This is a genomic window from Aliiglaciecola lipolytica E3 (genome assembly GCF_000314975.1).
GTDB classification, from domain to species: domain Bacteria; phylum Pseudomonadota; class Gammaproteobacteria; order Enterobacterales; family Alteromonadaceae; genus Aliiglaciecola; species Aliiglaciecola lipolytica.
On record NZ_BAEN01000049.1, the window covers coordinates 160790 to 186019 of the forward strand.

The following is a 25230-nucleotide window of genomic DNA, read 5'->3' on the forward strand; positions in this document are numbered from 1 at the left end:
CTGACGTTAATGCGCAACCCTTTGGGATGCATATAATGGCTGCAACGATGGTGGGTTGTTCTTATTTTTTATTATTTTTTGTCTAAAACGAATCAATAGCGCTAACAGAGTATCACTTTTCCAACTTTTGTCACCATGTGCATATTGACTGGCAAACATCAATTTTAATTCGGCTTGAAGTTCAGAATCTGCGATGTCATTTTCATCTAGTAAATTGACGCTGTCTTCTTCTGATAAGCATGCTTGCCAGTTAAGAAGTGCAGGGTAGATGTCATTTACTTTATTGCTACTTAATGCTTTTTTTAACGAATTCCAACTTTCAGACTCTGAACTGTCGACACTTACTTTGTCTGTCGTTGCTTTGGGATTCATTTTACTCGTGATTAACCAAACCAACAAAGTAACTAACCATAAAGCGAGTAAAATCCAACTACTTAAGCTCCAAAATGATGGTACCTCTATGGTTTTAATTGTAGGTGCTATTTGTCCACTCGTGTCGCTTTGTATATTAGTCGGGTTCTCTGTTTCTTGAATTGGATTCGGAATAATCGGAGCCGGATTGCTTTGACTACCAGGTGCTGCTGCAGCAACTTCAACACTGCGAGCAGGTAATTCGGCATATTCGGTTGTTTTTGTTTTGGTATTGAACCACGCCACTTTTACGGGCGGGAGTACAAATTGTCCTGCCCGATTAGGAATAATGGCAATGTTCTCCACTCGCTGCGCGATCACATTATCATCTCGTGTTACTGACGTCGTTGTAGGTTGATCAGGATAAACTTTAAAATCAGGGGGATATTGGCCCGCGATTTCCGGCAATTGTTGCTGTGAAACCCCAAGAACTGACAAAGTTAACGTGCGCGTAATAGGTTCCCCAACTTTCATTTCTGATAGTTCAGGTTGCCATTCTTCATTTAATTGCACAAATTCGCTAGGCAACCAATGCTCACTGTAATTGGCAGGAATCGGTTGTACGTCCAAAACGATGTCTGGCGCAACTCGGTTTATCGGTCTAGTTTGGTTAAAATAGCTAAAACTATTTTGACTACGGTCGATCACTTCAGCTTCAAATAACGGCCCTTTTATTGTGACTTGTCCACTCGATTGCGGAATGATCGCGTAATTTCTTTCTATAATTCGGTAGCGTTGACCATCAACAATTTCAGAATAATCCTTATCCTTACCGATTAAACTGATATCGGCATTTTCTAGCGAAGGTTCGGCCATACTGCCTCGTTGCAGATTGGTCGCTAGGTGTATTTTCACTTTATATTTAACCATTTGCTGAACAAAGGGTTGTCCGCTGTCTACTTCAGCAGTGATAAACGCTTCACGTGCTTTACTCTGACTTGCTGCCGATACTGGTACGATACGTACAGTGATAGGTTGGGTTGACTTATTTCCTACAGTAAATGCAGGAATCTGAAACGTACCTTGTTTACGTGGAATAAGTATTGTGGTCCAAGTAGTTGAACGGGTAGTGTCAAAATTAACAACTCTCGTTTGAGTACTGACTGACGTGCGACCGACAACAAAATTTTCTTCCAACTCAGATGGGTTAAATTCGTCACCTTTTGCACTACCAAAAGCGACTACGGTCAAGACGATAGATTCATCAGCCATCGCCGGATTTTTATCGACACTTGCTGTGACACTGTCTATTTGTGCACTCGCATTAAACATACTTAAACTGCTTATCAGCAATAACATAAATGGTAGTGGTCTGAATTTTATAAATTTAAATAACATTACCAATTCCTACTTGATTGAGTTGGTGTGCGTTGACGACGTCTTTGTTGATTCTCCAAGAGCATTTTACGTTTTAGCAAATATGATGGGTCATCTGGAACTCGGTTAAGTAGATTTTGCATTCGTTGCATTTCTTCTCGTTGTTCGTCAGTCATTGGCTCGTCTGTTTGTTGCATTTGCTCAACAGCTTGTTGTTGCTGCTCTTGTTGCTGTTCTTGTTCTTGTGACTGTTGCTGTTGTTCTTGCTGCTCTTGATTTTGTTCAGTTTCCTCGTTTTGTTCTGGATTATTTTGTTGTTGCTGCTGATCCTGCTCATTTTGCTCGTTATTTTGTTGTTCTTGGTCCTGATTTTGTTGCGATGGATCACTCTGTTGTTGTGAGTTTTGATCTTGAGAATTTTGTTGGTTTGACTGCGAATCTTCGGATTCTTGTTCTTGGTTCTCACCGTCTTGTTGTTCTTGATCTTGATTTTGATCTTGTTGTTGCTCTTGTTGCTGTTTCATTTGTTCTATTATTTGTTTGTTTTTCAGCGCTTCAGCGTGGTCAGGTTGCAGTTCTAATGCTTGTTCATAGGCTTGAATGGCCTTATCTAGTTCACCTAATTGCGCTAAGGCATTCCCCTGATTATATAAAGATTGTGCCCCTGGCACTTGTGAGAATGCGTCTAAAGCAGCCTGATAATTTCCTTGTTTATACAGTGCAGAGCCTTTCCACATGGGGGATTCGAAATGTGACGCCGCCTGTTCATATTGTTGTTTATTAAGCGCGTCTAACCCTTTTTGATCGCTATTTTTGAACCAGTCTTGCCAGCCCGCAGCCAGCGCTGGTTGCGGCACCATCGAACTTGTAAACACGACTACTACAAACATGGCTAAATAGCCTCGACGAAATGCTAAGGCAGCTATCGGTAACAATAGTAGCAATAAATAAGGACCAGCTTCTTGCCATTCATCACCAAATTGTTCGCTGTTATCTTTGTTGCTGTTTGTTTCTCTATTAATCAATTGTTGTCCGGTAAGATAAGTGATATCACTATCGTCAGCTGAAATTGCATAGAATCTGCCACCGCTTTTCCGCGCTAATCCGGATAACATTTGTGGATCCATTTTCGGTATCACGATCGCGCCACGGTTATCTTTTAAGAAATCCCCATCGAGTAACTGAATTGGTGCTCCTTCTGGTGTTCCTACACCTAAAATTGAAATCCGATAAGGAAGATTTTCGATAAAGGTATTTAATTCAGCTAGCTGCGACACTTCAACACCATCGGTGATCCAGAAAATTTCGCCTTCAAAAAATCCTGCATTTTGTAACAATTCTGCGGCTGTTTTGAGCCCTAAATAAGGTTCACTGCCGGATACCGGCATTATTTCTGGGGATAAACTGGGCAGTAAGGCAGTTAAATTTTGTGCATCAGAGCTTAACGGACTAATAGTAAATGCATCTCCTGCGTAGGCCACTAGCCCTACGTCACCTTCTGAAATTTCATTAATCAAATCAATGGCTTTATATTTCGCTCTGGTTAATCTATCTGGTGTTACATCCGTTGCACGCATCGACATTGACATATCGATTACCACCGCTTTTCCGGCGTTAAGCTGAAAAACAGGTTGGGGAAGTCGCTCCCATGTGGGGCCTGCTAATGCTGTCACCGCAATAATCCAACCTATCGCGACTAAACTTAATGGCGGTCTGCGTTTGCGACTACCTTGATCAGAAATGAGGTGTTGATATAAGTGACTTGCCACCACACTCTGCCATCCTGATTGACGTCGATGAATATTCATCAGCAATATCAGTAACAACAGCAGCGGAATAAGCGCAAAAAACCATTCAGGTCGAAGAAAATGAAAGGTATCTAGATTTATCATTTTGACCTCCCTGATAAACGCAACCTAAACCAAGATAACGAGCTGTTGATAGCAATCAATAAACTAGCAATAAGGGCTATTGCCAACGGAAAATAAAACAAAGCCTGTAACGGACGCATTTGTCGGCTTTCTCTTTCGATAGGCTCTAAAGCATCTAGAATCGTATAGATCTGTTGTAATGATTGGGTGTCTTTAGCTCTGAAGTATTGTCCACCGGTTGACTCAGCAAGTTCGGTCAGCATGTTTTCATCTAAGTCTCTAGATGGATTAGTTTGTCGTTGACCAAAAAAGCCTTGGGTGATCATCGAGTCTGCACCTACACCAATGGTATAAACGGTAACTTCATTGTTCACAGCTAACTCATTTGCTTGCGCAGGCGTAATATTTCCTGCTGTGTTTTGCCCATCAGTTAATAAAATAATCACCTTATTTGATTCTTCTCTACTGGCAAAACGTTTTATTGAAAGACCAATTGCATCGCCTATGGCAGTTTGTTCTCCTACAAGGCCAATTTGACTCTCTAACAATAATTGTTCAACGGTTTTTCTGTCGTAAGTGAGGGGAGCTTGCAAATAAGCGGTATCTGCAAACAAGATTAATCCCAATCTGTCGCCAACGCGTCTTTCTATAAAATCACTTAACACACTTTTTATCATGATTAAGCGGTTTACTCTCCGACCGTTTACGATCATATCTTCTTGATTCATGCTGCCTGATAAATCTACTGCAAGCATAAGATCACGGCCCTCTGAAGGAATATTTACCGGCTCACCTAACCATTGAGGACGCGCAGCTGCAATCACCAATGCAATCCACGCCAGTATAGCCAACACAAGGTTGAGACGGCTTGGACGGTTTTTTTTCACACTTTTGTGCATATTGGCTGTGAGTGCAGGTACACGTAACGCGGCGCCTTGTTGACGTTCTTTTTTAGGTATTAATAAAACAAAGAGTGGAAGCGGCAAGAAAAATAAAACCCACCACCAGGCAAACTCAAACATTCTCAGCCTCCACTTCAGTTACATGCTGTGTACTTACATTGCGTGGGGGTAGGGCTGATTTAATCCACAGCTTAGCTAATTGCATATTAGCTTCGGCGTTATTTGTTTGATTTTCTTGATATAAACTTTCAGTAAATTGTCGTATTTTTTGCTGGTAGCTTTGTTGCTGCTTTTTAGGTAATTGACTAGTCAGAAAGTCACACCATTGACTTCCATGTAAAGCGGCAACGTGTTCTTGTTCGAAATAACTTAATGCAGCGCGTTTTAGTACGATGTTAATTTGCGACGCTGCTTTAGGGTGATTAAGGTCGAGTTTACTTAACGCAAGCAAAGCGGCTTTTTTAGCTTTACGTTTTAATATGTAACTACGCACAAAATAGATAATACTGGCAATGGCTATCACCACCATTAAAGCGGAAACCCACCATCCCCATGCCAGCGGCCACATACTGACTTCTTGTGGGAGTTGAATATCGGCTAATTGATCTAACGGATTCACGCTATTCCTCGTCTTTGTTCTACCAATTGTTGTTCTAACGGGGTTGCGGCGCTAACCTGTAAAATTTGCGCTTTACATTGTTGTAAGGTGCGCGAGATTTGCGCAAATTGGTGTTGATGGGAATGTCGATATTGTTGTGACACTGTTTTTTCACCTAACATTAAGGTTTGCTGTTCAAATCCGTCGGTTACCTCAACCGCTTGAAAACCGCTGACTTTAGGTAACTCATGCTCAAACGGATCTGTGATGGAGTAGGCGATCACTTCGCTGTGTCTAGATATTCTGCTTAAATGTTGCTTAGCCGCTTCATTTAAATGCTGAAAATCGCTCAAGACAAAAACTAAACTCCCTGGGTGAACTAACCTTCTAAGGCGTGCACAAGCGTCGGAAAACTGAAAATTGCCTGGATACAAATCGTTAGGCTGATGTACTTCTATAAGTCCATGCAAAAAACCTAAAACCGCTTTTTGACGTGTTAAAGGCTTAAATTCTCGGTGTTGATGTTGGTTAAATACCAATCCGCCAATTCTATCCCCCCGGTTCTTAGCAGACCAAGCAATCAACGATGCCAGATGAGCCGCTTGTACGGATTTGTACAATAGCTGCGTACCAAAATGCATATTAGGCGATAGGTCTGCCAGAATAAAAATAGGGCGTTCTTTTTCTTCACGATACAGCTTGGTATGGGTTTTACCTGAACGCGCAGTCACGCGCCAATCGATTGCCCTGATATCATCGCCCGGTTGATAGTGCCGCGCTTCATCGAATTCCATGCCACGCCCTTTGGTCTTTGCCAAATAGCTTCCAGCCAATTTAGACTGAATGGTTTTGCGCGGTGCTAAATTTAACAGGCTTGTTTTTTTCTGATAATACAATAGCTGCTTAATGTTTAACGCAACACCGTCTGCGCTTAACCGATTCAACCACTTAGTTACATCTTGCATACAATCAGTCTATGGAACGGGAACAAGCGTTAAAATACGATCCAGCAGTTGATTCGCATCAACGCCTTCAGCCTCAGCTTCATAACTCAATAAAATTCTATGTCGTAAAACATTATGGAAAACAGCACGTATATTGTCTGGTCCTACAAAATCCCGTCCCATTAACCAAGCATGTGCTCTGGCACATTTGTCTAGCGCAATGGTCGCACGTGGACTTGCACCAAATTCAATCCAGTTGGCGAGTTGTGGGTCATATTTTTCAGGCGTTCGCGTGGCAATAATCAATTCCACAAGATAATTTTCCAGCGATTCAGCTAAATGAATTTGCAAGACTTCTTTGCGAGCAGCAAAAATATCAGCTTGAGTCATGATGTCGGCATTGACCTGTTGACTATTGATCGCTTCATCGCGGGTTAAGCGCAATATTTTCAATTCAGTTTCTGCGCCTGGATAATCAATTTCCAGGTGCATTAAGAAACGGTCAAGTTGTGCCTCGGGTAATGGGTAAGTCCCTTCTTGTTCAATCGGGTTTTGAGTAGCCATTACTAAAAATAGCTCGGACAACGGATAAGTCTTATTACCTACCGTTATTTGTTTTTCGGCCATGGCTTCTAGTAAAGCCGATTGCACTTTTGCCGGTGCTCTGTTGATTTCATCTGCTAACACTAAGTTATGAAAAAGGGGACCACGTTGAAATACAAACTCACCGGTTTCTGGGCGATAAATATCGGTGCCGGTTAAATCGGCCGGTAATAAGTCTGGGGTAAATTGAACGCGGTGAAAGTCGCCTTCAATACCTTGCGCTAACGCATTGACAGCACGTGTTTTAGCCAATCCTGGAGGCCCTTCAACAAGTAAATGACCATTTGCTAAAAGCGCAATCATAATGTTGTGGGTTAGGTTGTTTTGTCCAATTACCTGCGAGTCTAAATACGCTTGTAATCGTTTAAATTGTTCAACTGCCATTAATTTGTCCTAACTGCGATATTAAAGGTGTTTATCAGTGATTAGCGGGGTTACATAGTGACACATTCTTTTATATAAGGTTCCCTTTTAGAAATACAATGTTACAAATTGCTAATTCGTTATGAATGTATGCGAAAAGTTAATTTGTTAACTAGAATTTGAATTTTGCCTAACAGTCTGTACAATCAAAGCATAACATTACAGGTCAGACCACTCTGACGAGCTAAAATACGAGGACAAACAATGTCAGCAAAACAATCAGTTACTACCCGCAACGGCGATAGAATAGCTATCGTGGCGGGTTTACGAACACCTTTTGCAAAAATGGCGACGTATTTTCACGGCGTTCCAGCGGTCGATTTGGGTAAGTTAGTTGTTAACGAGATGATTACGCGCAACAACTTAGATCCAAATTTAGTTGAGCAATTAGTGTATGGGCAGGTTGTGCAGATGCCTGAAGCGCCAAACATCGCTCGCGAAATCGTGTTAGGCACTGGCATGAACGTACATACTGATGCTTATTCAGTTTCCAGAGCTTGTGCAACTAGTTTTCAAGCCACAGTGAATATTGCCGAATCAATGATGGCTGGAAATATAGCCGTCGGAATTGCCGGTGGCGCTGACTCTACGTCGGTTTCGCCGATTGGCGTGTCTAAACCTTTAGCTCGCGCATTGACAGATTTACAGAAAACGAAAACCCTTGGACAGAAGTGGAACGTTTTCAAAAAATTAAGATTTAAAGATCTATTGCCGGTTCCGCCTGCTGTTGCCGAATATTCTACTGGATTATCAATGGGGCAAACGGCTGAACAAATGGCTAAGACCCACAATATATCGCGTCAAGAACAAGACGAACTCGCTCACCGTTCGCATACATTAGCCGCAAAAAGCTGGAACGAAGGGCACTTGGCTAATGAAGTTATGACAGCCTATGCAGAACCTTATAAAGGTGCGTTGGAAAAAGATAATAACGTTCGATTTGACTCAACTTTAGCGGGCTACGCAAAACCTCGTCCGGTTTTTGATAAAAAGCACGGTACTGTTACCGCAGCCAATGCCACACCGCTTACTGATGGCGCTTCTGCAATTGTTATGATGACAGAAAGCCGTGCGAAAGAGCTTGGGTATACGCCACTTGGTTATATTCGCAGTTATGCATTTGCCGCCATTGATGTGTGGGAAGATATGTTAATGGGTCCCTCTTACGCAACGCCTATCGCGTTAGATAGAGCTGGCATGTCACTGAGCGATCTTACTTTAATCGAAATGCACGAAGCATTTGCTGCGCAAACATTGGCAAATATAAAAATGTTTGCCAGCGATAAATTTGCGCAAGAAAAATTGGGCCGAAGTAAAGCTACAGGCGAAATTGATATGGATAAGTTTAATCAAATGGGTAGCTCAATCGCATATGGACATCCATTTGCGGCCACGGGGACACGTATGATTACGCAAATGCTAAATGACTTGAATCGCAAAGGCGGAGGGACAGGTCTAGTGACAGCCTGTGCTGCTGGCGGTCTTGGTGCTGCTATGATCGTTGAAACTGAGTAAGGGGAATATCATGGAAAAAGCGAATAACGAAACTCAAACAACGGCAGAAAATAACGCCTTTACCTTAGATGTCCATGACAATGGCGTAGCAATCTTAAGCATGGATGTTCCTGGCGAATCGATGAATACCCTGAAAATGGAATTTGCAGAACAAATTTCGGCTATGTTGGATGAAATCGAAAGCAACAATAAGATAAAAGGGGTTGTTGTTATCAGCGGTAAAGATAGCTCTTTTGTTGCAGGCGCAGACATTAGTATGTTGGCGTCTTGTGAAACCGCGCAAGATGTAGAAGCGATTTCAACTGGCGGGCAACAAATTTTTCAACGAATAGAAAATATGCAAGCCCACTTTGTTGCTGCCATTCATGGTCCAGCCTTGGGGGGCGGTCTTGAACTCGCTTTGGCGTGTCATTCAAGAATATGTACGGACGATAAAAAGACCCAAATGGGTTTGCCTGAAGTTCAGCTAGGGTTGCTGCCAGGTAGCGGTGGAACACAAAGATTACCGCGATTGATTGGTATTCAGCAAGCTATGAAAATGATGCTCACTGGCTCACCAGTGCGCGCTAAACAAGCGCTAAAATATGGCATAGTTGATGACATGGTACCACGCTCTATATTAATGGATGTGGCTATCGAACTGGCGCAAAAACCTAAGCCGCAACCGAAACCTGTAAAGTTAAATCTAATGGGGCAGTTTTTAGAAAAAACGCCAATTGGTCGCAATACCATGTTCAAACAGGCTAGAAAACAGACCTTGAGTAAAACCAAAGGTAATTATCCTGCTCCAGAACTGATTATAGATTGTATCGAAACAGGAATTGATAAAGGCATTCAAGAAGGAATGTCAGTTGAAGCGAAGAACTTTGCTTATCTGGTTATGACACCTGAGTCTGAGCAATTACGTAATATCTTTTTCGCAACCACCGAAATGAAAAAAGAAACTGGCGTGACCGGTGTTGAACCAGGTCAACTGAAAAAGGTGGGTATTCTGGGTGGCGGTTTGATGGGCGGAGGTATTGCTTTTGTTACTGCAACTAAAGCTGGCTTGCCTGCCAGAATCAAAGACATTCGTTCTGAAGGGATCGCTAATGCAATGAAATATTCGTTTGATCTTTTAAACAAAAAGGTTAAGCGTCGATTTATTCCCAAATCTGAAATGCAGAAGCAAATGTCGCTATTGACTGGCAGTATTGATTACTCGGGATTTGGCGATGCTGATGTGGTTATTGAAGCTGTTTTCGAAGATTTAGAATTGAAGCAATCCATGGTTCATGACGTAGAAACCCATTGTAATGAAAATACTATCTTTGCGTCTAATACATCATCTATCCCGATTGGACAGATAGCTGAGAAGGCCGCACGACCAGAACAGGTTATCGGACTTCATTACTTCTCTCCAGTGGATAAAATGCCGCTTGCAGAAGTAATTGCCCACGACAAGACGTCTGATAAAACCATTTCTACGACGGTTGAATTAGCCCGCAAACAGGGGAAAACGCCTATCGTAGTCAAAGACGGGGCAGGGTTTTATGTCAACCGAATATTAGCGCCTTACATGAATGAAGCTGCAAATATTTTGTTGGCTGGCGAGCCTATAGAACATATAGATCGTTCTTTGGTGAAATTTGGTTTTCCGGTTGGACCGGTTAAATTGTTAGATGAAGTTGGCATTGACGTTGGGACTAAAATTATTCCAATCTTGATGGCTCAATTTGGTGAACGATTTAAATCCGCAGAAGCCTTCGATAAAGTGCTAGCTGATGATCGCAAAGGCAAAAAGAACAAACGCGGTTTTTATGCCTATTCTGGCAAGAACCCTGGTAAAGAAGTTGACGAAAGTGTCTATGAACTTTTGGATATTAAACCTGAGCAAAGTTTAAGTGGTGTGGAAATTTCTGAACGCTGCGTACTGCTTATGTTGAATGAAGCTGCTATGTGTCTTGATGAGGGAGTCATACGAAGCCCGAGAGATGGTGATATCGGCGCTATATTCGGTATCGGCTTTCCACCGTTTTTAGGGGGACCATTCCGTTATATAGATAAGTTAGGAGCAAAATATGTTGTTGAAAGATTGCAACATAACAGTACGAAGTTTGGAGATAAGTTTCTCCCAGCTCCTAAGTTGGTTGAAATGGCAGAAAAAGGCGAATCCTTTTATTAAGAGTTGATATTTACTACTGCAAAAATGTGGAGTCGTAAAGTTTCACTTTAATTAAATGCATAAAAAATGTAAATAAACTGTAAAAAACCGAGCTTGTCTCGGTTTTTTTATGTGAAACTCATGAAATCTCTAGTTTTGTTGCTGTGGTTGAGTATAATTTGCACGAAATTAATGAGCGGAAGGCGAGCATAAGTGATATTAGCATTGTTAAGTTGTTTGGTGTTTAGCGTATATTATTATGTTGAAGCATTTAAAAGTGCTTTACCTGCCAAAAAGTGGGCGGTGGCTGGTCTGTTTTTGGGGCCAATGGTTTTACCGATGTTTTCTATTTCTCAACGAGTGGCATTGCGCCAGGCGCGTGGGTTCAATAATTCATTTATATTTGTTTAAGATGAAAAAAAGAGAGGATATACCTCTCTCTTCAAATACTGTCCATGTCATCTATAAAAGTCCAACGCACTAGCACTTAAAAACCAATACCACCACCAGGCTTAAGCGCCTTGTTAGTGTCGAATCCGATACCACCGCCAGGCTTAAGTGCCTTGTTAGTGTCAAATCCAATACCGCCACCAGGCTTAAGTGCCTTGTTTGACGCAGTAGATACAGTTTTTTGCTGTTCTGCAGTATTTGCGCCGTCTAAAGTTGCGCTCGCAGGAGTTGTAGTTAGCATTAGTGCTACGGCATACGCTTTTAACATCTTTTGGTTCCTCTTAGGTACTTCATAATTTTATTTTAATTTTATGAATGACAATTTTTTGTCAATCAATACTGTATCTGCGAGGAGTATGCCAACTTTAGGAATTTGTTGAATAAATTTACCATTAAGTTTTTGAATAGCTTTTAAAAACTAAAAAATAGTATATTTATCAATTAGATATGCTTCACCCTATGCTTTAAGGTTTATTATTAAAAAATCTTGATAGTTTATTTGTGTCGCAATTAATCATTCGTCTATTTTCTGACGCATCTGTTGTGGTGGGGAAGCTAAAGGGAGTTAATATCTTTTAAATATAGCCAATACTGAAACGCAAACAGGATTAAACATCCAAACATATTATATTGAAATTAGTTAGCGCCAATTAGTTGACTAATATGAAGATTTTCTGTGAGTAAGCGTTCAAATTTAGTGGAGTTGAGGGGTTTGCTGTACAAATAACCCTGTAACATTTCGCAGTCATAGAGGCGTAATATTTCTAATTGCTTTTCTTGCTCTACGCCTTCTGCTACCACTTTTAGGCCGAGGTTGTGTGCAATATTAATAATTGCTGCGGTCATGTGTTTATCGACGCTGCTAGTTGCTATGTCGTCGATAAATGCTTTGTCGATTTTAAGTGTATTCAGCGGGAACTTCTTCAAATAAGCTAGTGATGAATATCCAGTACCAAAGTCATCCAACGCTAAGTGAATTCCTTTCTCACGCAATCGTTGCATCATTTGCAGCGCTTGATCAGGGTTCTGCATCAAGGTTCCTTCAGTGATTTCACACTCTAAATGCAACGGCGAGAGCCCAACTTTCTGTAAAATACGTGAAATGCGGTCATCCAGGTCTGGTAATTCGAATTGTCTCGCCGAAATATTTACCGCCACACGCCCAGTAAATAGTCCTTGAGAAACCCAGCGTTTAGTGTCTTCACAGGCTTTGCGTAATACTTGCTCACCGATATCAATAATCTGCCCGGTTTCCTCTGCCAGAGGAATAAACTGAGCTGGGCTAACTATGCCTTTTTCGGGGTGCTCAAAGCGCACTAGGGCTTCCATACTGACGAGTTTACCCGATGAAATGTCAACTTTGGGTTGATAAAATACAGTAAATAAATCGTCTTTAAGACCATAGCGGATCAGGTTTTCGATTTGTAGTTGACGAACGGCATTTTGGTTCATTTCGCCGCTAAAGAATTGATATTTGTTACCCCCAGCGTTTTTCGCGAAGTACATTGCCGTATCAGCATTTTTCAATAATTCCTGGGTGGATGTTCCATCTTCCGGATAGAATGCAATACCGACGCTCGCACCTAACACAAACTCTTGTTTATTGATTAGGAAAGGGTGAGCCATTTGATCTAAAATTCGCTGAGCATAATGGTTTATGCGCTGCATATCTTCTTCTCGATCGACCAGAATACTAAATTCGTCGCCACCTAAGCGGTAACATGTTGCATTTGTGCCGGTAATTTTTTGCAGTCTTTTACCTATGTGCTTAATTAAGATATCCCCGGTTTGATGTCCTAGAGAATCGTTAATTTTCTTGAAATTATCCATATCCAGACAGACTAATGCGTGGGGCACATCTTTTCTCACCAAGTTATTGTGGCTAGCTTGGAAAAAAGATCTATTCGGCATTTCAGTGAGTGGATCGGTGTTGGCTAATTTCAATAACTCTTTTTCAGTACTCTTACGTGATGTGATATCAGAAAACACGCCAACATAGTGAGTCGTTTTACCATCTTCACCATGGATAGCATCTACATTTAATTCCATCTCGTAACGCTCGCCATTTGCACGACGTGATTCAACTTCGCCATTCCAATTGCCTTTTTGGCGTAATGCTTTCTTCACTTCTTCTGTGAACGCTTCAGGGTATTGGTTAAACTTGAGGTAACTTGCTAACCCTTGCTCTCGTGTTTCTCCAGTGTATTCGCAGTAGGACTGATTAACTGAAATAAAACGGAAAGTGGTATCAGCAATAAAAACGCCATCGGAAATCGTTTCAATTGAGCGTTCGTAAAGCTTTAGCTGTTCTTCAGCTTGTTTTAAATGACTGATGTTTTTTAGTGTTCCAGTCATGCGTATGGGTTGGTCGTTGTTGTCACGTTTTACTATCATGCCGCGATCTAAAATCCATACCCATTCTCCGTTAAAGGTACGAGCCCGATAGGTAACCTGAAAAAAGTCTGACTTTTTATCGATATGAGTTTGTAGCGCTTCTTGTACGCGCAGCATATCGTTAGGATGAATGTTTGCTTGGTAAGAGCTATTAGAACGGATACCATCTTGAGGAAAGTCCATAGTTCCCCAGGTATTTGCACGATAGACTTGACCGCGGTAAACATCCCAATCCCATAGTTCGTCACCACTGCTCCACAGCGTTAACTTTAATCGCTCTTCACTTTCTTTAATGGCGTTTTGTACGGCAAGCTTGCGCTTGTATTGTCTTAACATTAATAACAACACAAGAATAGCTGACATGCCGTACAACAACATTGCTGGCGTATCTAACCAGAAAGGTGGGGATATTGCGATATTTAGCGTGGCAGATTCAGACCATGGACCTTCGTCTATGCGACCTTGAACTTCAAAAACATGGTTTCCGTAGGTCTCAATTGAAAACGAAGCAAACTGACTTTTGCTGTCATCGTTGCCTGTTTCAATCCAGGTATCTCGCCAACCCAATAATCTATATCGATAATTTAACTTATCTTCATGTAATGAATTGATATGATCAAATTCAATGGAAAACGGAATGTCTTGATAAGATAACGAGATGTTATTAGTTAATTCAATGGGCACTATCAATGGTGAGTTTTCAACGCCTACTAAAACAGGTTTGTTGTGGATTCTAAGACCTGTAATTTTGGGCGCAGGAAAAACCGATAAGGACTGAAATTCAGCGTTAATATTCTGGGCTTTTTGATTGAAATTATCTAATTTTTCTCGATTAAATACGTGGAACCCATTTGTTCCACCAAAAAATAGTAAGCCTTCTTTTGTCATCAAGGTCGCGCCTTGATTCAAATCATTATAATCCAGTGTCTTTCTGGGAATAAATTCAAGTAGTTTTCCCGTTTGTAAGGATATTTGCCAAATTTCTGATTGACTACCTTGCCAAACAGATGTCTGGTCTTGGGTATCTAAAACCGAATTGACAGTGAGTCCTCTGACATTGTAACCACGAGGGTGGATCTGCTCTATAGGTGCATATGTTTGTTTATCTAGCTTGAATATTCCATGTTTACCTGTGGATGCCCAAAATGCGTCATCGGTCTCATGAATATTAAAAACAACAGGTTGTGCCTCATCTAAATTATTCTGCAATAGGATATTTTTGAAATTTAAATAATTTTCGTCAGTAACAACAATGCCTGAATCGGTTTTAAGCCAAATGTTATTTTGACTATCAAATAAAAGTGGGGCAATCACCTGACTTTTTAAATTCTTGAAGGATATTTCACTGCTAGGTTGTTGAAGATCAGTTGCATTGACTTTGAAAAAGCGTTCTTCTCCGTCCTTTATCCAAAACTGTCCACTCATTGGTTGCAATTCAGTTATTGGGATACCGTCAAATAACGTTTTGACATGCGTTAAGGTCCCGTTATTGTGAGCGTATATATGAATACCGGTATCAGTTGCTAACCATAAACGTTTTTTCTCATCGACTTCCAAATCCCAAACTAAATTAGTCGAACCTTGTAAAAATCGTTTGAACTCGCCAGTTTTCGTATCGTAAAGACTAATTCCGCCACTTAATGCGGCTATCCAGATGGCATCGTTTCCATTATCAGCAAATGCCCAAACGCTATTATTTATACTTGATAAAGACTTGGCGTCTATAACTTTGAAATGTTTAATGATCGAAAAAGATTCATGGTACTGAAAGAGACCGGACGTATGCGTACCAAACCAAATTGAATTATTCTGGTCTTTATAAGCCTTTATAATAAATGGGTTAGATAAACCAACATAATGGCCGTTTTCTTTACTGATGGAAAATACAGAGTCTGCGGCGGGGTCAAAAATACTAATACCATTAGTGGTCGCCAACCAAATCTTATTATCTTCTTCAATAATAGATCGCACAACATTACTGACAATTTGTAAATTGTCTTGTCGAAATGCATCAAGTTGCATCTCTAATTGGTAATCTTCAGATAAAACAATGGCACCTTGCATTGTGCCTAACCAATACTGTTGGTCGATTTTAACTATATCAAAAACGGTTCTGGCATCTAAGTTGATATTCCAAGGGTTTTCATCGTTTAAGCTGTATAAATTATTGGTTTTAGGATCTAAACCAAAAATACCGTTTCCTTCAGTGCCCAACCAAATAATATCTTGTTCAACATAAATGGTTCTGACGATATCATTTAACTCTACAGCATTGTTAAATTCGACCTTAGTAAAATCATCCTGCTCAGGATTGTATTGATATAAATACTTATTCCCAGAAAAGAGAAGTTGGCCCTGAAGAGTTTCACCTATTGCCCAAAAGTTATTGGTTCCAATATTAGAGTTTTTAGCGCTATAAACTTGAAATTCGTCTTTTTCAGGTAGGTATTTGCCTATCGCCCCTAGAGTTGTAAACCACAAATTATCGTTCGAATCGATGAATAATTTGCGGAACATTTCGATAGGGAATTGTTTACCTTCGGGCATTCTTGGCGTGTATTGCTTAAATTCACTGCCATTAAAACGGTTTAGACCGTTTATAGTTGCGACCCAAATGTAGCCATTTTTGTCTTGAATGATATCTAAAACAGAACTTTGTGACAGGCCATCTTGCACAGACAAATGCTGCAAATCAATGTCCGCTACATTAGCGTAACTTTTTGAATTGAACAGACTTAATAACGCAAATAATGCGATTAGCCAGTTAGATCGATATAACTGTCTCAAATCGTATTTTCACTTATCAATAATGCATTTTGTTCTATTATTATTATTGTTTTCATAACAAGCAAAGATAACGTGTCGAATTAAGGTAGTTAATATGCCCAAATTAAGCGCGCTGTACAAGGTTTAGGTGTGTTGATTGTGTGGAAAATAACAATTTTTTACGTTTTCGTTCAATTATCGTTCTAAAAACCTTATGTTAATACGTTAACTTAAGTTATTTTACATTTTTATAACATGTGGGCTGCGTTAATTTACATCGTTTAAATTATAAAATTTGCCTTTGCCTTGAACTCGGCTAAGTCGAATATGTTTGTTCCTTTTGCAGGAATGTCATCAGGTCTGTTGCCAGCGCAATATAAGACTAACGTGCCAAAACTTAGGGAATCCGTTATTTGATTACAAAAGCTGATGATGTCATCAAAATTTAAGTTAATTAATGCGTTAGCTATGGCGGTTTGTAAATTAAACTCAAGATCTTTGTTACCAACAGCTAACCATAACCTTTGGGCTTTTGCGGTTAAATTAGTATCATTTCCTTCTAATTGTTTTGCCACACTCGCTCTTACGTGCGTCCACACTTCGCGATAGTCTTCAATGTCTGCCGTGATTTGAGTCAGGAAAGATTGAATTTCAGCTAATATTTGCTGTGAGCTAAAATTGGGGGATTGAGCGTAAAACACCATTCCAGGATGTTGATTCAACGGCAAATAACCACTACCTACAAGATAACCTAATTGTTTTTCGTTGCGAATTTCATGGAAAAAAGGTGAAGCCAATAACTGTTCCACTAAAATTGTTAGCGCGACATCTTTAATGTTTGCGCTGGGGGTTTGCAAATAGAGCACGACCGCAGAATCAGGATGCTGACTTATAACTTCATTTAAATAAAGTTCAGAATGTTTTAAATCTACAACTTCACGTTTAATAGGCGAGCTCGTTTGCGTGGGTTTAGGTAAGGCTTTTAATCTTTGCGCAAACCCATTTGCTTGCTCGATTGTCCAATTGCCAAAAACAAACGCTTCAATCGAGTAGTTTTCAAATAATTGTTGCCTTAACCAATACATATCTTCAATACGCGCATTTTCGATATGCGGCAATAATTCTAGAGGTGCATAGGTATGACGTTGAACTAGTCCCGAAAGACGTGCAAACAACCGGTTGATAGGTTTATTTAATAACGAGTTTTGTAGACTTTGTAGCTGTTTTTGTTTCACTTGTTCAAATAATGGCGTTAAGTCAATATCTGCCAATGTTTGTTTTACAATATTTTCACTAAGTGCTAATTGTTTCTGTGAAAAGCCATTTGTGTGAATTGTAAAACCACCTTGGTGAGCGTAAATATGGTAATGCAAGCCAGCTACCCCAGCATGATAAAACTGGTCATTTAGATGCTCAACCATTAACGCTACCCAAAGGCGCTTGTAGGCAGAAATTTTTGCACCTTGTGTTACGGCAGCACAATCAAAAGAAATAAAACAATCACCTTTGGGTTGTTCAAAATCCTTATCTTGAGCATACCAAACTCGTAAATGCTGGGTATCTATGATTTTAGCCGGAAGTAAAAATCGTTCGTCAACTTCGGCTATTGCGCAGTGTTCGGTGATATAAGGATTAGGAGACGGTAATTGAATGTCTTGAATAGGTTTAGGCGATGCTAAGGTATTCAACAAGTCCTTGTGAAGTGATTCGATCTGATAAGGAGTGTCGTACCACTTCGCTACTTTATTCGTGTTGACATCTTTGCTGATGAGCTTCAATCGCATATTTGCAGGTGTCATGTAACTTAAACACTGTTCAATGGGGGCAATTGAAAAATCCGTAATTAAATACTCCCCTGAGAGTATTTTTTCTTCATCATAAAAAAACATTTGATTGGCATATTGAGTTGCATCGTCAATTGGCTTTGCATTTTCAATATGTTCAAAAGCTAACTCACCCAATATTGCTTTTTCTTTGATTCGCCATGTTTCCAGCGCGTTTTCGCTGATGAGTTGAAGAAAGTAAAATAGGCTGTTCAACACGTCAGAAATATTGTCTTCACCGGCTTTAGTTAGTTGTAGATTAACATTGAAATCTTTAAATCCTTTACCATTTATACCACCGCCGGCGCTAAGGTTAGTTGCCCAATTTTCTCGTTTATAATGAGCCAAAAGGCTGCCATTCCCTTCATCGCCCAAAAGGTGGCTGATAAATTCTAATGGCTTCGAGGCGCAATTAAGCTGAGAGTCGGGTAGGGCAAAACTGACGATTAAACGTCGTGCATCTTTGATTGGTTTGATACTAATTTTTACGCCTAGCTGCTCAGGTAAATATAATGGTGCGGGGAAGGGTCTTATAAATTCATTGCCAGCCTGAAAGTGTGAAAAACTCGCTTCTACTTGGCTTTGTAGGTTTTCTATAGTTTGCGCGCTTATCACACATAATGCGATATTATTGGGCACATAATGTTTTTTGTGGAGTGATTTTAGAGCTTGTTGAATGTCTTCAATTGCATGTTCAGAAAATGTTTGCAGATTACCAACTGAGAATTGGCTAAAAGGATGTTGTGGATTGCAAGTTTCTTTATGTACCTGATATAAACGTCGTAAATCGTCATGAATCTTAAGCTTAAATTCCGCATCTATTGCGTTAATTTCTTTTTGAATGGCCTGTTCTGTAAACAGCGGATTAAAAAGCATGTCTGCAAACTGCGTTAACCCTTCCGCTAACTTCGAATGAACGACATCAAAATGATAATTGGAAAATTCGGTGCCTGTCCACGCGTTTACGCTACCGCCATGTGGAGATAGAAACTGATTTAAACTGTCTGCTTCTGGGAATGATTTACTGCCATTAAATAGCATGTGCTCGAGTAAATGAGATAATCCGTTGATATTATAAGGATCGTCAAAATGTCCCGCTTGAATGCATGCGGCCACTGCAGATTTTCGACAATCGGCGTCATTAATCAATAACACTCGCATACCGTTGGCCAGAGTGACATGTAAATAAGCGCGTTTGTCATTTTTGCTAAGCTGCAACTAAATCACCTATCTAAAAGTTTGATAACAAGCATAACGCATTAAATTATTTTTTAAATAAAGTAGATGATTTTGTTTGAGAAATAAATCTAATTAAGGTGAGTGAACTTTACTTAATCAGAAAAGACCTGCTTATTTGAGTATTTCAAAATTGCAGCTTGGTGTTAGGTAAATGTGTGAATAATTTACCCTTAACAACGCTTTAATCTAAGATAACTTATATTTCTCTAAAACAAATCGTTTTAATTCCTTTTCGGCTCTACAATATAGAAATGATTTCGGGCAATATTGAAATAAATTACGTTTCTAAAAACTAGCGGATTTAGAAACTCACCTAATAGTTGGACCAAATATGTACATTTTTGTGATGCGCCACGGTGAAGCAGCGCCATCATTGCAAAACGACCAGCAAAGGCCGTTGAATGAAAGTGGAGTTGCACAAGCACAACAATGTGGTCACTGGTTAGAATCGTTTTCAAAAAGATCTAAGAAACCAGTTAGCCACGCGATGGTCAGTCCTTATTTAAGAACACAGCAAACCTTTGAACATGTTAGCAAAATTACGAATATTGCTAATGTAAATGAAAACTCAGATATAGTGCCAAATGGAAACTGTCAGGTGATGCACTATTTCATCGATCAGTTTGCAGTCAAAAATAACGATTTAACAGGATTATTGTTGGTAAGTCATATGCCATTCGTTAGCTACTTCATCGACGAGATGTGCGATATCCATACTTCAAAAATATTTTCAACAGGAACAATTGTTTGTCTCGATTATAACGTTGATGAATCAAAAGGTTATATTTACGATTCATTTACTCCGGATTGAATTAGTCAAAAAAATCCGAAATTAGACGTCATTTATTGTTCGCTTTTCCTTTAGTTTTTGAGATTAAGACCGATAAAATTTTTGAGGGGAGGCCTATGTCTAGTAAAAGCTTACCTGCTTATTTAGAGCAGGCTCTAAAACAGCACGTGGAACAATCACAACTGACTCATGACGATGAGTTGGAAACTATTTACGTGCGCTTAGCAAAGCTTAATGAAAATGTAGAAAAAATGAAAAAAGCCATCCTCCTAAAGCGTGCACAACGCAGCCAACAATAACATTCGCAAACCAATTTAAGCACTAAGACGTGAGTGAAATCCAAGTAACTTAATCTCTTTTGATATTATACTTTTGTTGACTCTTCTTCCGGGGGAATACTGTAGTAGGCAGGTAAAATCCGTACTGTTTTCACCATGTTGTCTTTAATTTCAATAATCTCTATTGGATAGCCGTAAATTCTAACACTAATATTAGCATCCGGAATAAATTCTAAATGTTCTAATATCAGTCCGTTTAAGGTTTTAGGGCCTTCAGTTGGAAAATGCCAATCTAATTCTTTATTCAGTTCGCGAAGGTTTGCACTGCCATCAACCAATACACTGCCATCTTGTTGAACATTGGCTTCTTTAGAATGATCTGGCGCAATACTGGTAGTGAAATCACCGATAATTTCTTCAAGTATATCCTCAAGTGTGACTAAACCTTGGATATCTCCGTATTCGTCTACCACTAAGCCAATTCGTTCTTTGGCAGCTTGGAACTGATACATTAACGTGTGCAAAGGGGTAGACTCTGGAGTGTAATAAATCTCTCTTACAGCCCTTAGCAAACTGGCTTTAGTAAATTGGTCTTTCGACAACAATCGTAAAGCATCACGCATGTGCACAAACCCTACAGCATCGTCTATGCTATCTCTGTATAACAACACTCGTGTATGTTGCGCATTAACTAACTGGCGTTGAATGTCTTTCCATTCGTCGTTTATATCAATTGAAACAATTTCACTGCGTGGGATCATAATGTCTTCAGCGGTTACTTTTTCAAGATCAAGAATACCAACTAACATTTCCTGGTGTTTCTGGGGAATCAGTGCACCTGCTTCGTGTACGACGGTACGTAGCTCTTCTCTGCTCAAGTTTTTGCCATCGTTATTGACTGGATTAACGCGCAATACCATAAGCAATCCATTGCATATGCCATTGATTAAATACACTAAAGGATAAAGTAAGAACATCAAGGGCAATAAAACAATAGAACTTGGGAATGCAATTTTTTCGGGGTGAAGTGCTGCTACGGTTTTAGGCGTGACTTCCGCAAATATTAATATGACGAAAGTCAATCCGAAGTTAGCTATTGCTAGTCCCCAAACGTCACCAAATAAGCGTAAACACAAGATTGTTGCAACCGACGCAGCTGCAATATTCACCAGATTATTGCCAATTAGAATAAGTCCTATCAATCGATCTGGACGGTCTAATAATTTGGTAACTCGAAGCGCACCGCTATGGCCTTCATTTTCAAGATGTTTCAGGCGATATCTATTGATCGACATCATTCCTGTTTCAGAACTAGAGAAGTAGGCAGAAAGAAATATCAAAATGCCGAGCATCGTTATTAACGTACTCGTCGAGATGTCATCCAACTAAATGGTTCCTATATTGTGGTTCAGGTATGAATGTATGTGCATATGCTTCAGGATTCAAGTTGAAAATTCAATTACTTTAACTACCTAAGATAACTTCTTTTACAAAACGGCTTCCAAAATAAGCCAAGGTAAGTAAAAAAGCACCTATTAGGGTAGCCGTTATCACGGGTTTTCCACGCCACCCCCATTTCTGATGACCTACTGTTGTTGTTGCAAAAACAGCCCAAGCGATAACCGAAAGTAACGTTTTATGAGCTTGTTCGTTTGCGAGCATATTTTCTAAAAATACAAATCCACTAATTAAAGACAGCGTTAATAGTAACGTGCCGGTAAGAAGCAGTTTGAAAAAAATGGTTTCAACTGTCATTAGAGGCGGTAAAGATGAATGTAATATGGGCGATTTCTTTTGCTTCAAACGTTCGTTAATGTAAGCCAGTTGTAATGCATACAGTACTGCTATGATTAAACACCCATAAGCTAAAAGCGCTAAGGTAATGTGAATCACTAAGTCAGGCTGTAATTGTATCTGCATAATATGGACTTCAGGTATCAATGCACCTAGTAATACGATTAACGCCGAAAAACCAAAGACGACAGGCATTAATATCGCAGTGGCCAATGCAAACGAAGCCACTGTCATTGTGCAAGTTACCAGCCACGCAATAAGAGACGCCACATTAAGCATGCTCATATTAGTACCCGGTGCTTGATTTAACGCTTCGAAAAGCAAATATAAGTGGGTGGTGAGTGCGAAAAAGGCGGGTATCACCATCAATTTCGGATTAGGCCCTTTATGATGAAATAATCGTGACGTCACCCAACCTGCGGCAAACAGATATAAAACGATGCAGACAATTTGAATCAACACTTTTAAATGCCTTATGGTAATTGGTAATAATTCAGTTAGTTAGGGCTTAAAGCAGCTTAAGTCTACCGTACTAATGAGCACGACCCAAATAGTAACATTAAAAAATTCTTATTGAATAGTAAGGTTCTTATATTCAGATACATTAGGTATAATCCTGCGCTATTAGAAATAGGAAGCCATAGAATTATGTTTGAAAACCTCACAGAACGCTTAGGTAAGACGCTTAAAAATATAAGCGGCAAAGGCCGTCTATCCGAAGACAATATTAAAGAAACACTACGCGAAGTCAGAATGGCATTGTTGGAAGCTGACGTGGCATTACCCGTGGTGCGTGATTTTGTTGCTCAGGTAAAAGAGCGCGCAGTGGGGACCGAGGTTACTAAAAGTCTCAAACCCGGTCAGGTGTTTATCAAAATAGTTCAGTCAGAACTCGAATCCGTAATGGGCGCGGCAAATGAAAAGTTAAATTTAGCCGCGCAACCGCCAGCGGTAATTTTAATGGCTGGTTTGCAAGGTGCTGGTAAAACTACCAGTGTTGGTAAGCTCGCTAAATATTTAAAAGAACGCGAAAAGAAAAAAGTGTTGGTGGTGAGTGCCGATGTTTATCGTCCCGCTGCGATAAAACAACTGCAAACACTTGCAGAAGATTTAGATGTTGGCTTTTTTCCTTCTAGTTCTTTGCAACGTCCCATTGATATTGCCAACGGCGCAATTGATCATGCTAAAAAACAATTTTTTGATGTTTTGATTGTTGATACCGCAGGTCGCTTGCACGTCGACAACGAAATGATGGGGGAAATCAAAAACCTTCATGAAGCTGTTAAACCAGTAGAAACCCTATTTGTAGTGGATGCAATGACTGGTCAAGATGCGGCAAATACCGCTAAAGCATTCAACGAAGCCTTACCACTTACCGGTGTTATTTTAACTAAGGCAGACGGTGATGCTCGAGGCGGAGCAGCGTTATCTGTTCGTCATATTACCGGTAAACCGATTAAATTTATTGGTATGGGAGAAAAACTCGATGCCCTGGAGCCTTTCCATCCTGAGCGCATAGCGTCACGTATTTTAGGTATGGGTGATGTACTGAGTCTTATCGAAGAGGTAGAGCGAAAAGTCGATAAAGATAAAGCGCAAAAACTGGCAGCGAAAGTTCAAAAAGGCAAAGGTTTTGATCTTCAAGACTTTAAAGAGCAATTAGAGCAAATGCGTAATATGGGCGGCATGATGGGCATGATGGATAAATTGCCTGGCATGGGCAACATGACCGCTCAGATGAAAGAAAAAGCCAACGATAAGCAGTTCACCCAAATGGAAGCAATTATTAATTCTATGACACCCGGTGAACGTCAACGTCCAGATATTATTAAAGGCTCACGCAAGCGCCGTATTGCACAAGGGTCAGGTACACAAATTCAAGACGTAAACCGTTTGCTTAAACAATTTATGCAAATGCAAAAAATGATGAAGAAAATGTCAGGTGGCGGCATGAAGAAAATGATGCGCAATATGAAAGGTATGATGCCTCCTGGAGGTGGAATGGGAGGACCTGGTGGCGGTATGGGGGGAATGTTCCCACCTAAGCGATAGTTCACCATTACTATGTACTGAGCTGGAGTAGAGTCTCCAGCTCACTTCCTAAAGTCAACTCATTGATGTTATCTAAATAAGTCTATCTCAAAACAATTTATGTGTTTTAGTTGCAATTTTGGCTTAGTGCTTAGTTTTTGCTTACTCCTGAACGTCATAATTTAAAACGTCCTGCCTGTTTACACGCTCGTTAATCCAATAGTTAATAAAATGTGTCAGTAATTTTAACAATTAATTAATCTGCCGTTTACAAGTTGTTAATATGTAAGGTAAAAATATTTGGCTGGTTAATTGCTTAATATTTAATCGAATTCTAACAAGAGGTAATATGATGAAAATTAAGTTCATGAATAAGATCTTTTACGTGTTATTCCTTTCTGCGTTTTCTTTTTTAGCGAATGCGGGCTTCATGTTTTCTACAACCTTAAGCGGGGATCAGGAAGTCCCTCCAGTGGCAACAGCGGCCTCAGGGATGGCGATGGGAGAATTGACAGGTATGTCCGGTTCTTATGTATTTACTTATCAGATTGATTACATGGATTTAAGCTCACCTATAATTGATATTGCAGGTGGTGGCCATTTTCATAATGCCCCCATGGGTTCAAATGGAGGAGTTGTTCACTTATTCGATACTGATGTATTTGCATTTCTCGGCACCACCTCTGGCTCGATAATGGGCGATTGGCGTTTTGATGATGCCACAAATCCGCTTACTGATGCATTGGCTGAACAACTTATCGCAGGGAATATTTATATAAATTTACATACCCAAAATTTTACTGGTGGTGAGTTGCGTGGTCAATTAGCGGTTGTGCCAGAGCCGGCTAGTTGGTTTCTATTCGCCGCAGGAATTATGACGTTAATTGCTCGCCGTTTTAGAAAGGTGTGAATACGGGTGTGAATATCTTCAACAATTA

General features: G+C 40.1%; 18 protein-coding genes. 7 read left to right on the forward strand and 11 right to left on the reverse strand.

Annotated features, from left to right (window positions below; all coding sequences use genetic code 11):
* Positions 1-6 precede the first annotated feature (6 nt).
* The 6 genes from GLIP_RS12745 to GLIP_RS12770 are packed head-to-tail and all read right to left on the reverse strand — an operon-like array spanning position 7 to position 7030.
* Positions 7-1749 (reverse strand): BatD family protein, encoded by a 1743-nt coding sequence (locus tag GLIP_RS12745; protein ID WP_040522822.1) that lies wholly within the window; start codon positions 1747-1749, stop codon positions 7-9.
* Entirely contained in the window at positions 1749-3620 is a 1872-nt protein-coding gene (locus GLIP_RS12750) for a vWA domain-containing protein (RefSeq protein WP_008845054.1), read from the reverse strand. The genes GLIP_RS12745 and GLIP_RS12750 overlap by 1 nt, the downstream gene beginning before the upstream one ends.
* Complete coding sequence (locus GLIP_RS12755; protein WP_008845055.1) at positions 3617-4621, reverse strand: vWA domain-containing protein; 1005 nt, start codon at positions 4619-4621, stop codon at positions 3617-3619. The genes GLIP_RS12750 and GLIP_RS12755 overlap by 4 nt, the downstream gene beginning before the upstream one ends.
* Positions 4614-5120, reverse strand: a complete 507-nt coding sequence (locus tag GLIP_RS21470) for a DUF4381 domain-containing protein (RefSeq protein ID WP_008845056.1) — start codon at positions 5118-5120, stop codon at positions 4614-4616. The genes GLIP_RS12755 and GLIP_RS21470 overlap by 8 nt, the downstream gene beginning before the upstream one ends.
* Positions 5117-6064, reverse strand: coding sequence for a DUF58 domain-containing protein (locus GLIP_RS12765; protein WP_008845057.1), 948 nt, complete (start codon positions 6062-6064; stop codon positions 5117-5119). Before GLIP_RS12765 ends, GLIP_RS21470 begins: the two co-directional genes overlap by 4 nt.
* Before the next feature lie 9 nt (positions 6065-6073).
* Entirely contained in the window at positions 6074-7030 is a 957-nt protein-coding gene (locus GLIP_RS12770; RefSeq protein WP_008845058.1) for an AAA family ATPase, read from the reverse strand.
* Positions 7031-7273: 243 nt separating this feature from the next.
* Between GLIP_RS12770 and fadI the strand changes: the two genes are divergently transcribed.
* The 3 genes from fadI (at position 7274) to GLIP_RS12785 (ending at position 11138) form a co-directional block, all read left to right on the forward strand.
* Entirely contained in the window at positions 7274-8584 is a 1311-nt protein-coding gene (fadI, locus tag GLIP_RS12775) for an acetyl-CoA C-acyltransferase FadI (RefSeq protein ID WP_008845059.1), read from the forward strand.
* A 10-nt stretch (positions 8585-8594) separates the two neighbouring features.
* Entirely contained in the window at positions 8595-10748 is a 2154-nt protein-coding gene (gene fadJ / locus GLIP_RS12780; protein ID WP_008845060.1) for a fatty acid oxidation complex subunit alpha FadJ, read from the forward strand.
* Positions 10749-10940: 192 nt separating this feature from the next.
* The gene (locus GLIP_RS12785) at positions 10941-11138 is read left to right on the forward strand and encodes a hypothetical protein (protein ID WP_008845061.1); all 198 of its coding nucleotides are present in this window, start codon (positions 10941-10943) and stop codon (positions 11136-11138) included.
* A gap of 76 nt (positions 11139-11214) precedes the next feature.
* Here the strand turns inward: GLIP_RS12785 and GLIP_RS12790 are convergent, their stop codons facing one another.
* The 3 genes from GLIP_RS12790 to GLIP_RS12800 form a co-directional block, all read right to left on the reverse strand.
* Positions 11215-11445, reverse strand: a complete 231-nt coding sequence (locus GLIP_RS12790) for a hypothetical protein (protein ID WP_008845062.1) — start codon at positions 11443-11445, stop codon at positions 11215-11217.
* Between the two features lie 368 nt (positions 11446-11813).
* The gene (locus tag GLIP_RS12795) at positions 11814-16358 is read right to left on the reverse strand and encodes an EAL domain-containing protein (RefSeq protein ID WP_008845063.1); all 4545 of its coding nucleotides are present in this window, start codon (positions 16356-16358) and stop codon (positions 11814-11816) included.
* Between the two features lie 260 nt (positions 16359-16618).
* Complete coding sequence (locus tag GLIP_RS12800; RefSeq protein WP_008845064.1) at positions 16619-19378, reverse strand: insulinase family protein; 2760 nt, start codon at positions 19376-19378, stop codon at positions 16619-16621.
* Between the two features lie 352 nt (positions 19379-19730).
* Between GLIP_RS12800 and sixA the strand changes: the two genes are divergently transcribed.
* Together sixA and GLIP_RS12810 are read left to right on the forward strand one after the other, a co-directional pair.
* Positions 19731-20210: a phosphohistidine phosphatase SixA gene (gene sixA, locus GLIP_RS12805; RefSeq protein ID WP_008845065.1), complete on the forward strand. Its 480-nt coding sequence runs from the start codon at positions 19731-19733 to the stop codon at positions 20208-20210.
* Between the two features lie 95 nt (positions 20211-20305).
* Complete coding sequence (locus GLIP_RS12810) at positions 20306-20488, forward strand: hypothetical protein (protein WP_008845066.1); 183 nt, start codon at positions 20306-20308, stop codon at positions 20486-20488.
* Between the two features lie 65 nt (positions 20489-20553).
* Here GLIP_RS12810 and GLIP_RS12815 read toward each other — a convergent pair whose 3' ends face one another.
* Both GLIP_RS12815 and GLIP_RS12820 read right to left on the reverse strand, forming a co-directional pair.
* Entirely contained in the window at positions 20554-21852 is a 1299-nt protein-coding gene (locus tag GLIP_RS12815) for an HlyC/CorC family transporter (protein WP_040522825.1), read from the reverse strand.
* A gap of 79 nt (positions 21853-21931) precedes the next feature.
* On the reverse strand, positions 21932-22723 hold the full coding sequence (locus GLIP_RS12820; RefSeq protein WP_008845068.1) for a cytochrome C assembly family protein: 792 nt from the start codon (positions 22721-22723) through the stop codon (positions 21932-21934).
* Positions 22724-22909: 186 nt separating this feature from the next.
* On the opposite strand from GLIP_RS12820, the gene ffh reads away from it, so the two are divergent.
* Positions 22910-24313 carry a signal recognition particle protein gene (gene ffh / locus GLIP_RS12825; RefSeq protein ID WP_008845069.1) on the forward strand — a complete coding sequence of 468 codons (1404 nt, stop codon included), beginning with the start codon at positions 22910-22912 and terminating at the stop codon, positions 24311-24313.
* Positions 24314-24641: 328 nt separating this feature from the next.
* Entirely contained in the window at positions 24642-25202 is a 561-nt protein-coding gene (locus GLIP_RS12830; protein WP_153886331.1) for a CHRD domain-containing protein, read from the forward strand.
* The last annotated feature ends 28 nt before the right edge of the window (positions 25203-25230 follow it).

Bases quoted from the DNA above. Each gene is read 5' to 3' on its own strand.
- GLIP_RS12745 (WP_040522822.1), bottom strand. From the start codon at position 1,749: ATGTTATTTAAATTTATAAAATTCAGACCACTACCATTTATGTTATTG.
- GLIP_RS12750 (WP_008845054.1), bottom strand. From the start codon at position 3,620: ATGATAAATCTAGATACCTTTCATTTTCTTCGACCTGAATGGTTTTTT.
- GLIP_RS12755 (WP_008845055.1), bottom strand. From the start codon at position 4,621: ATGTTTGAGTTTGCCTGGTGGTGGGTTTTATTTTTCTTGCCGCTTCCA.
- GLIP_RS12765 (WP_008845057.1), bottom strand. From the start codon at position 6,064: ATGCAAGATGTAACTAAGTGGTTGAATCGGTTAAGCGCAGACGGTGTT.
- GLIP_RS12770 (WP_008845058.1), bottom strand. From the start codon at position 7,030: ATGGCAGTTGAACAATTTAAACGATTACAAGCGTATTTAGACTCGCAG.
- fadI (WP_008845059.1), top strand. From the start codon at position 7,274: ATGTCAGCAAAACAATCAGTTACTACCCGCAACGGCGATAGAATAGCT.
- fadJ (WP_008845060.1), top strand. From the start codon at position 8,595: ATGGAAAAAGCGAATAACGAAACTCAAACAACGGCAGAAAATAACGCC.
- GLIP_RS12790 (WP_008845062.1), bottom strand. From the start codon at position 11,445: ATGTTAAAAGCGTATGCCGTAGCACTAATGCTAACTACAACTCCTGCG.
- sixA (WP_008845065.1), top strand. From the start codon at position 19,731: ATGTACATTTTTGTGATGCGCCACGGTGAAGCAGCGCCATCATTGCAA.
- GLIP_RS12810 (WP_008845066.1), top strand. From the start codon at position 20,306: ATGTCTAGTAAAAGCTTACCTGCTTATTTAGAGCAGGCTCTAAAACAG.
- ffh (WP_008845069.1), top strand. From the start codon at position 22,910: ATGTTTGAAAACCTCACAGAACGCTTAGGTAAGACGCTTAAAAATATA.
- GLIP_RS12830 (WP_153886331.1), top strand. From the start codon at position 24,642: ATGATGAAAATTAAGTTCATGAATAAGATCTTTTACGTGTTATTCCTT.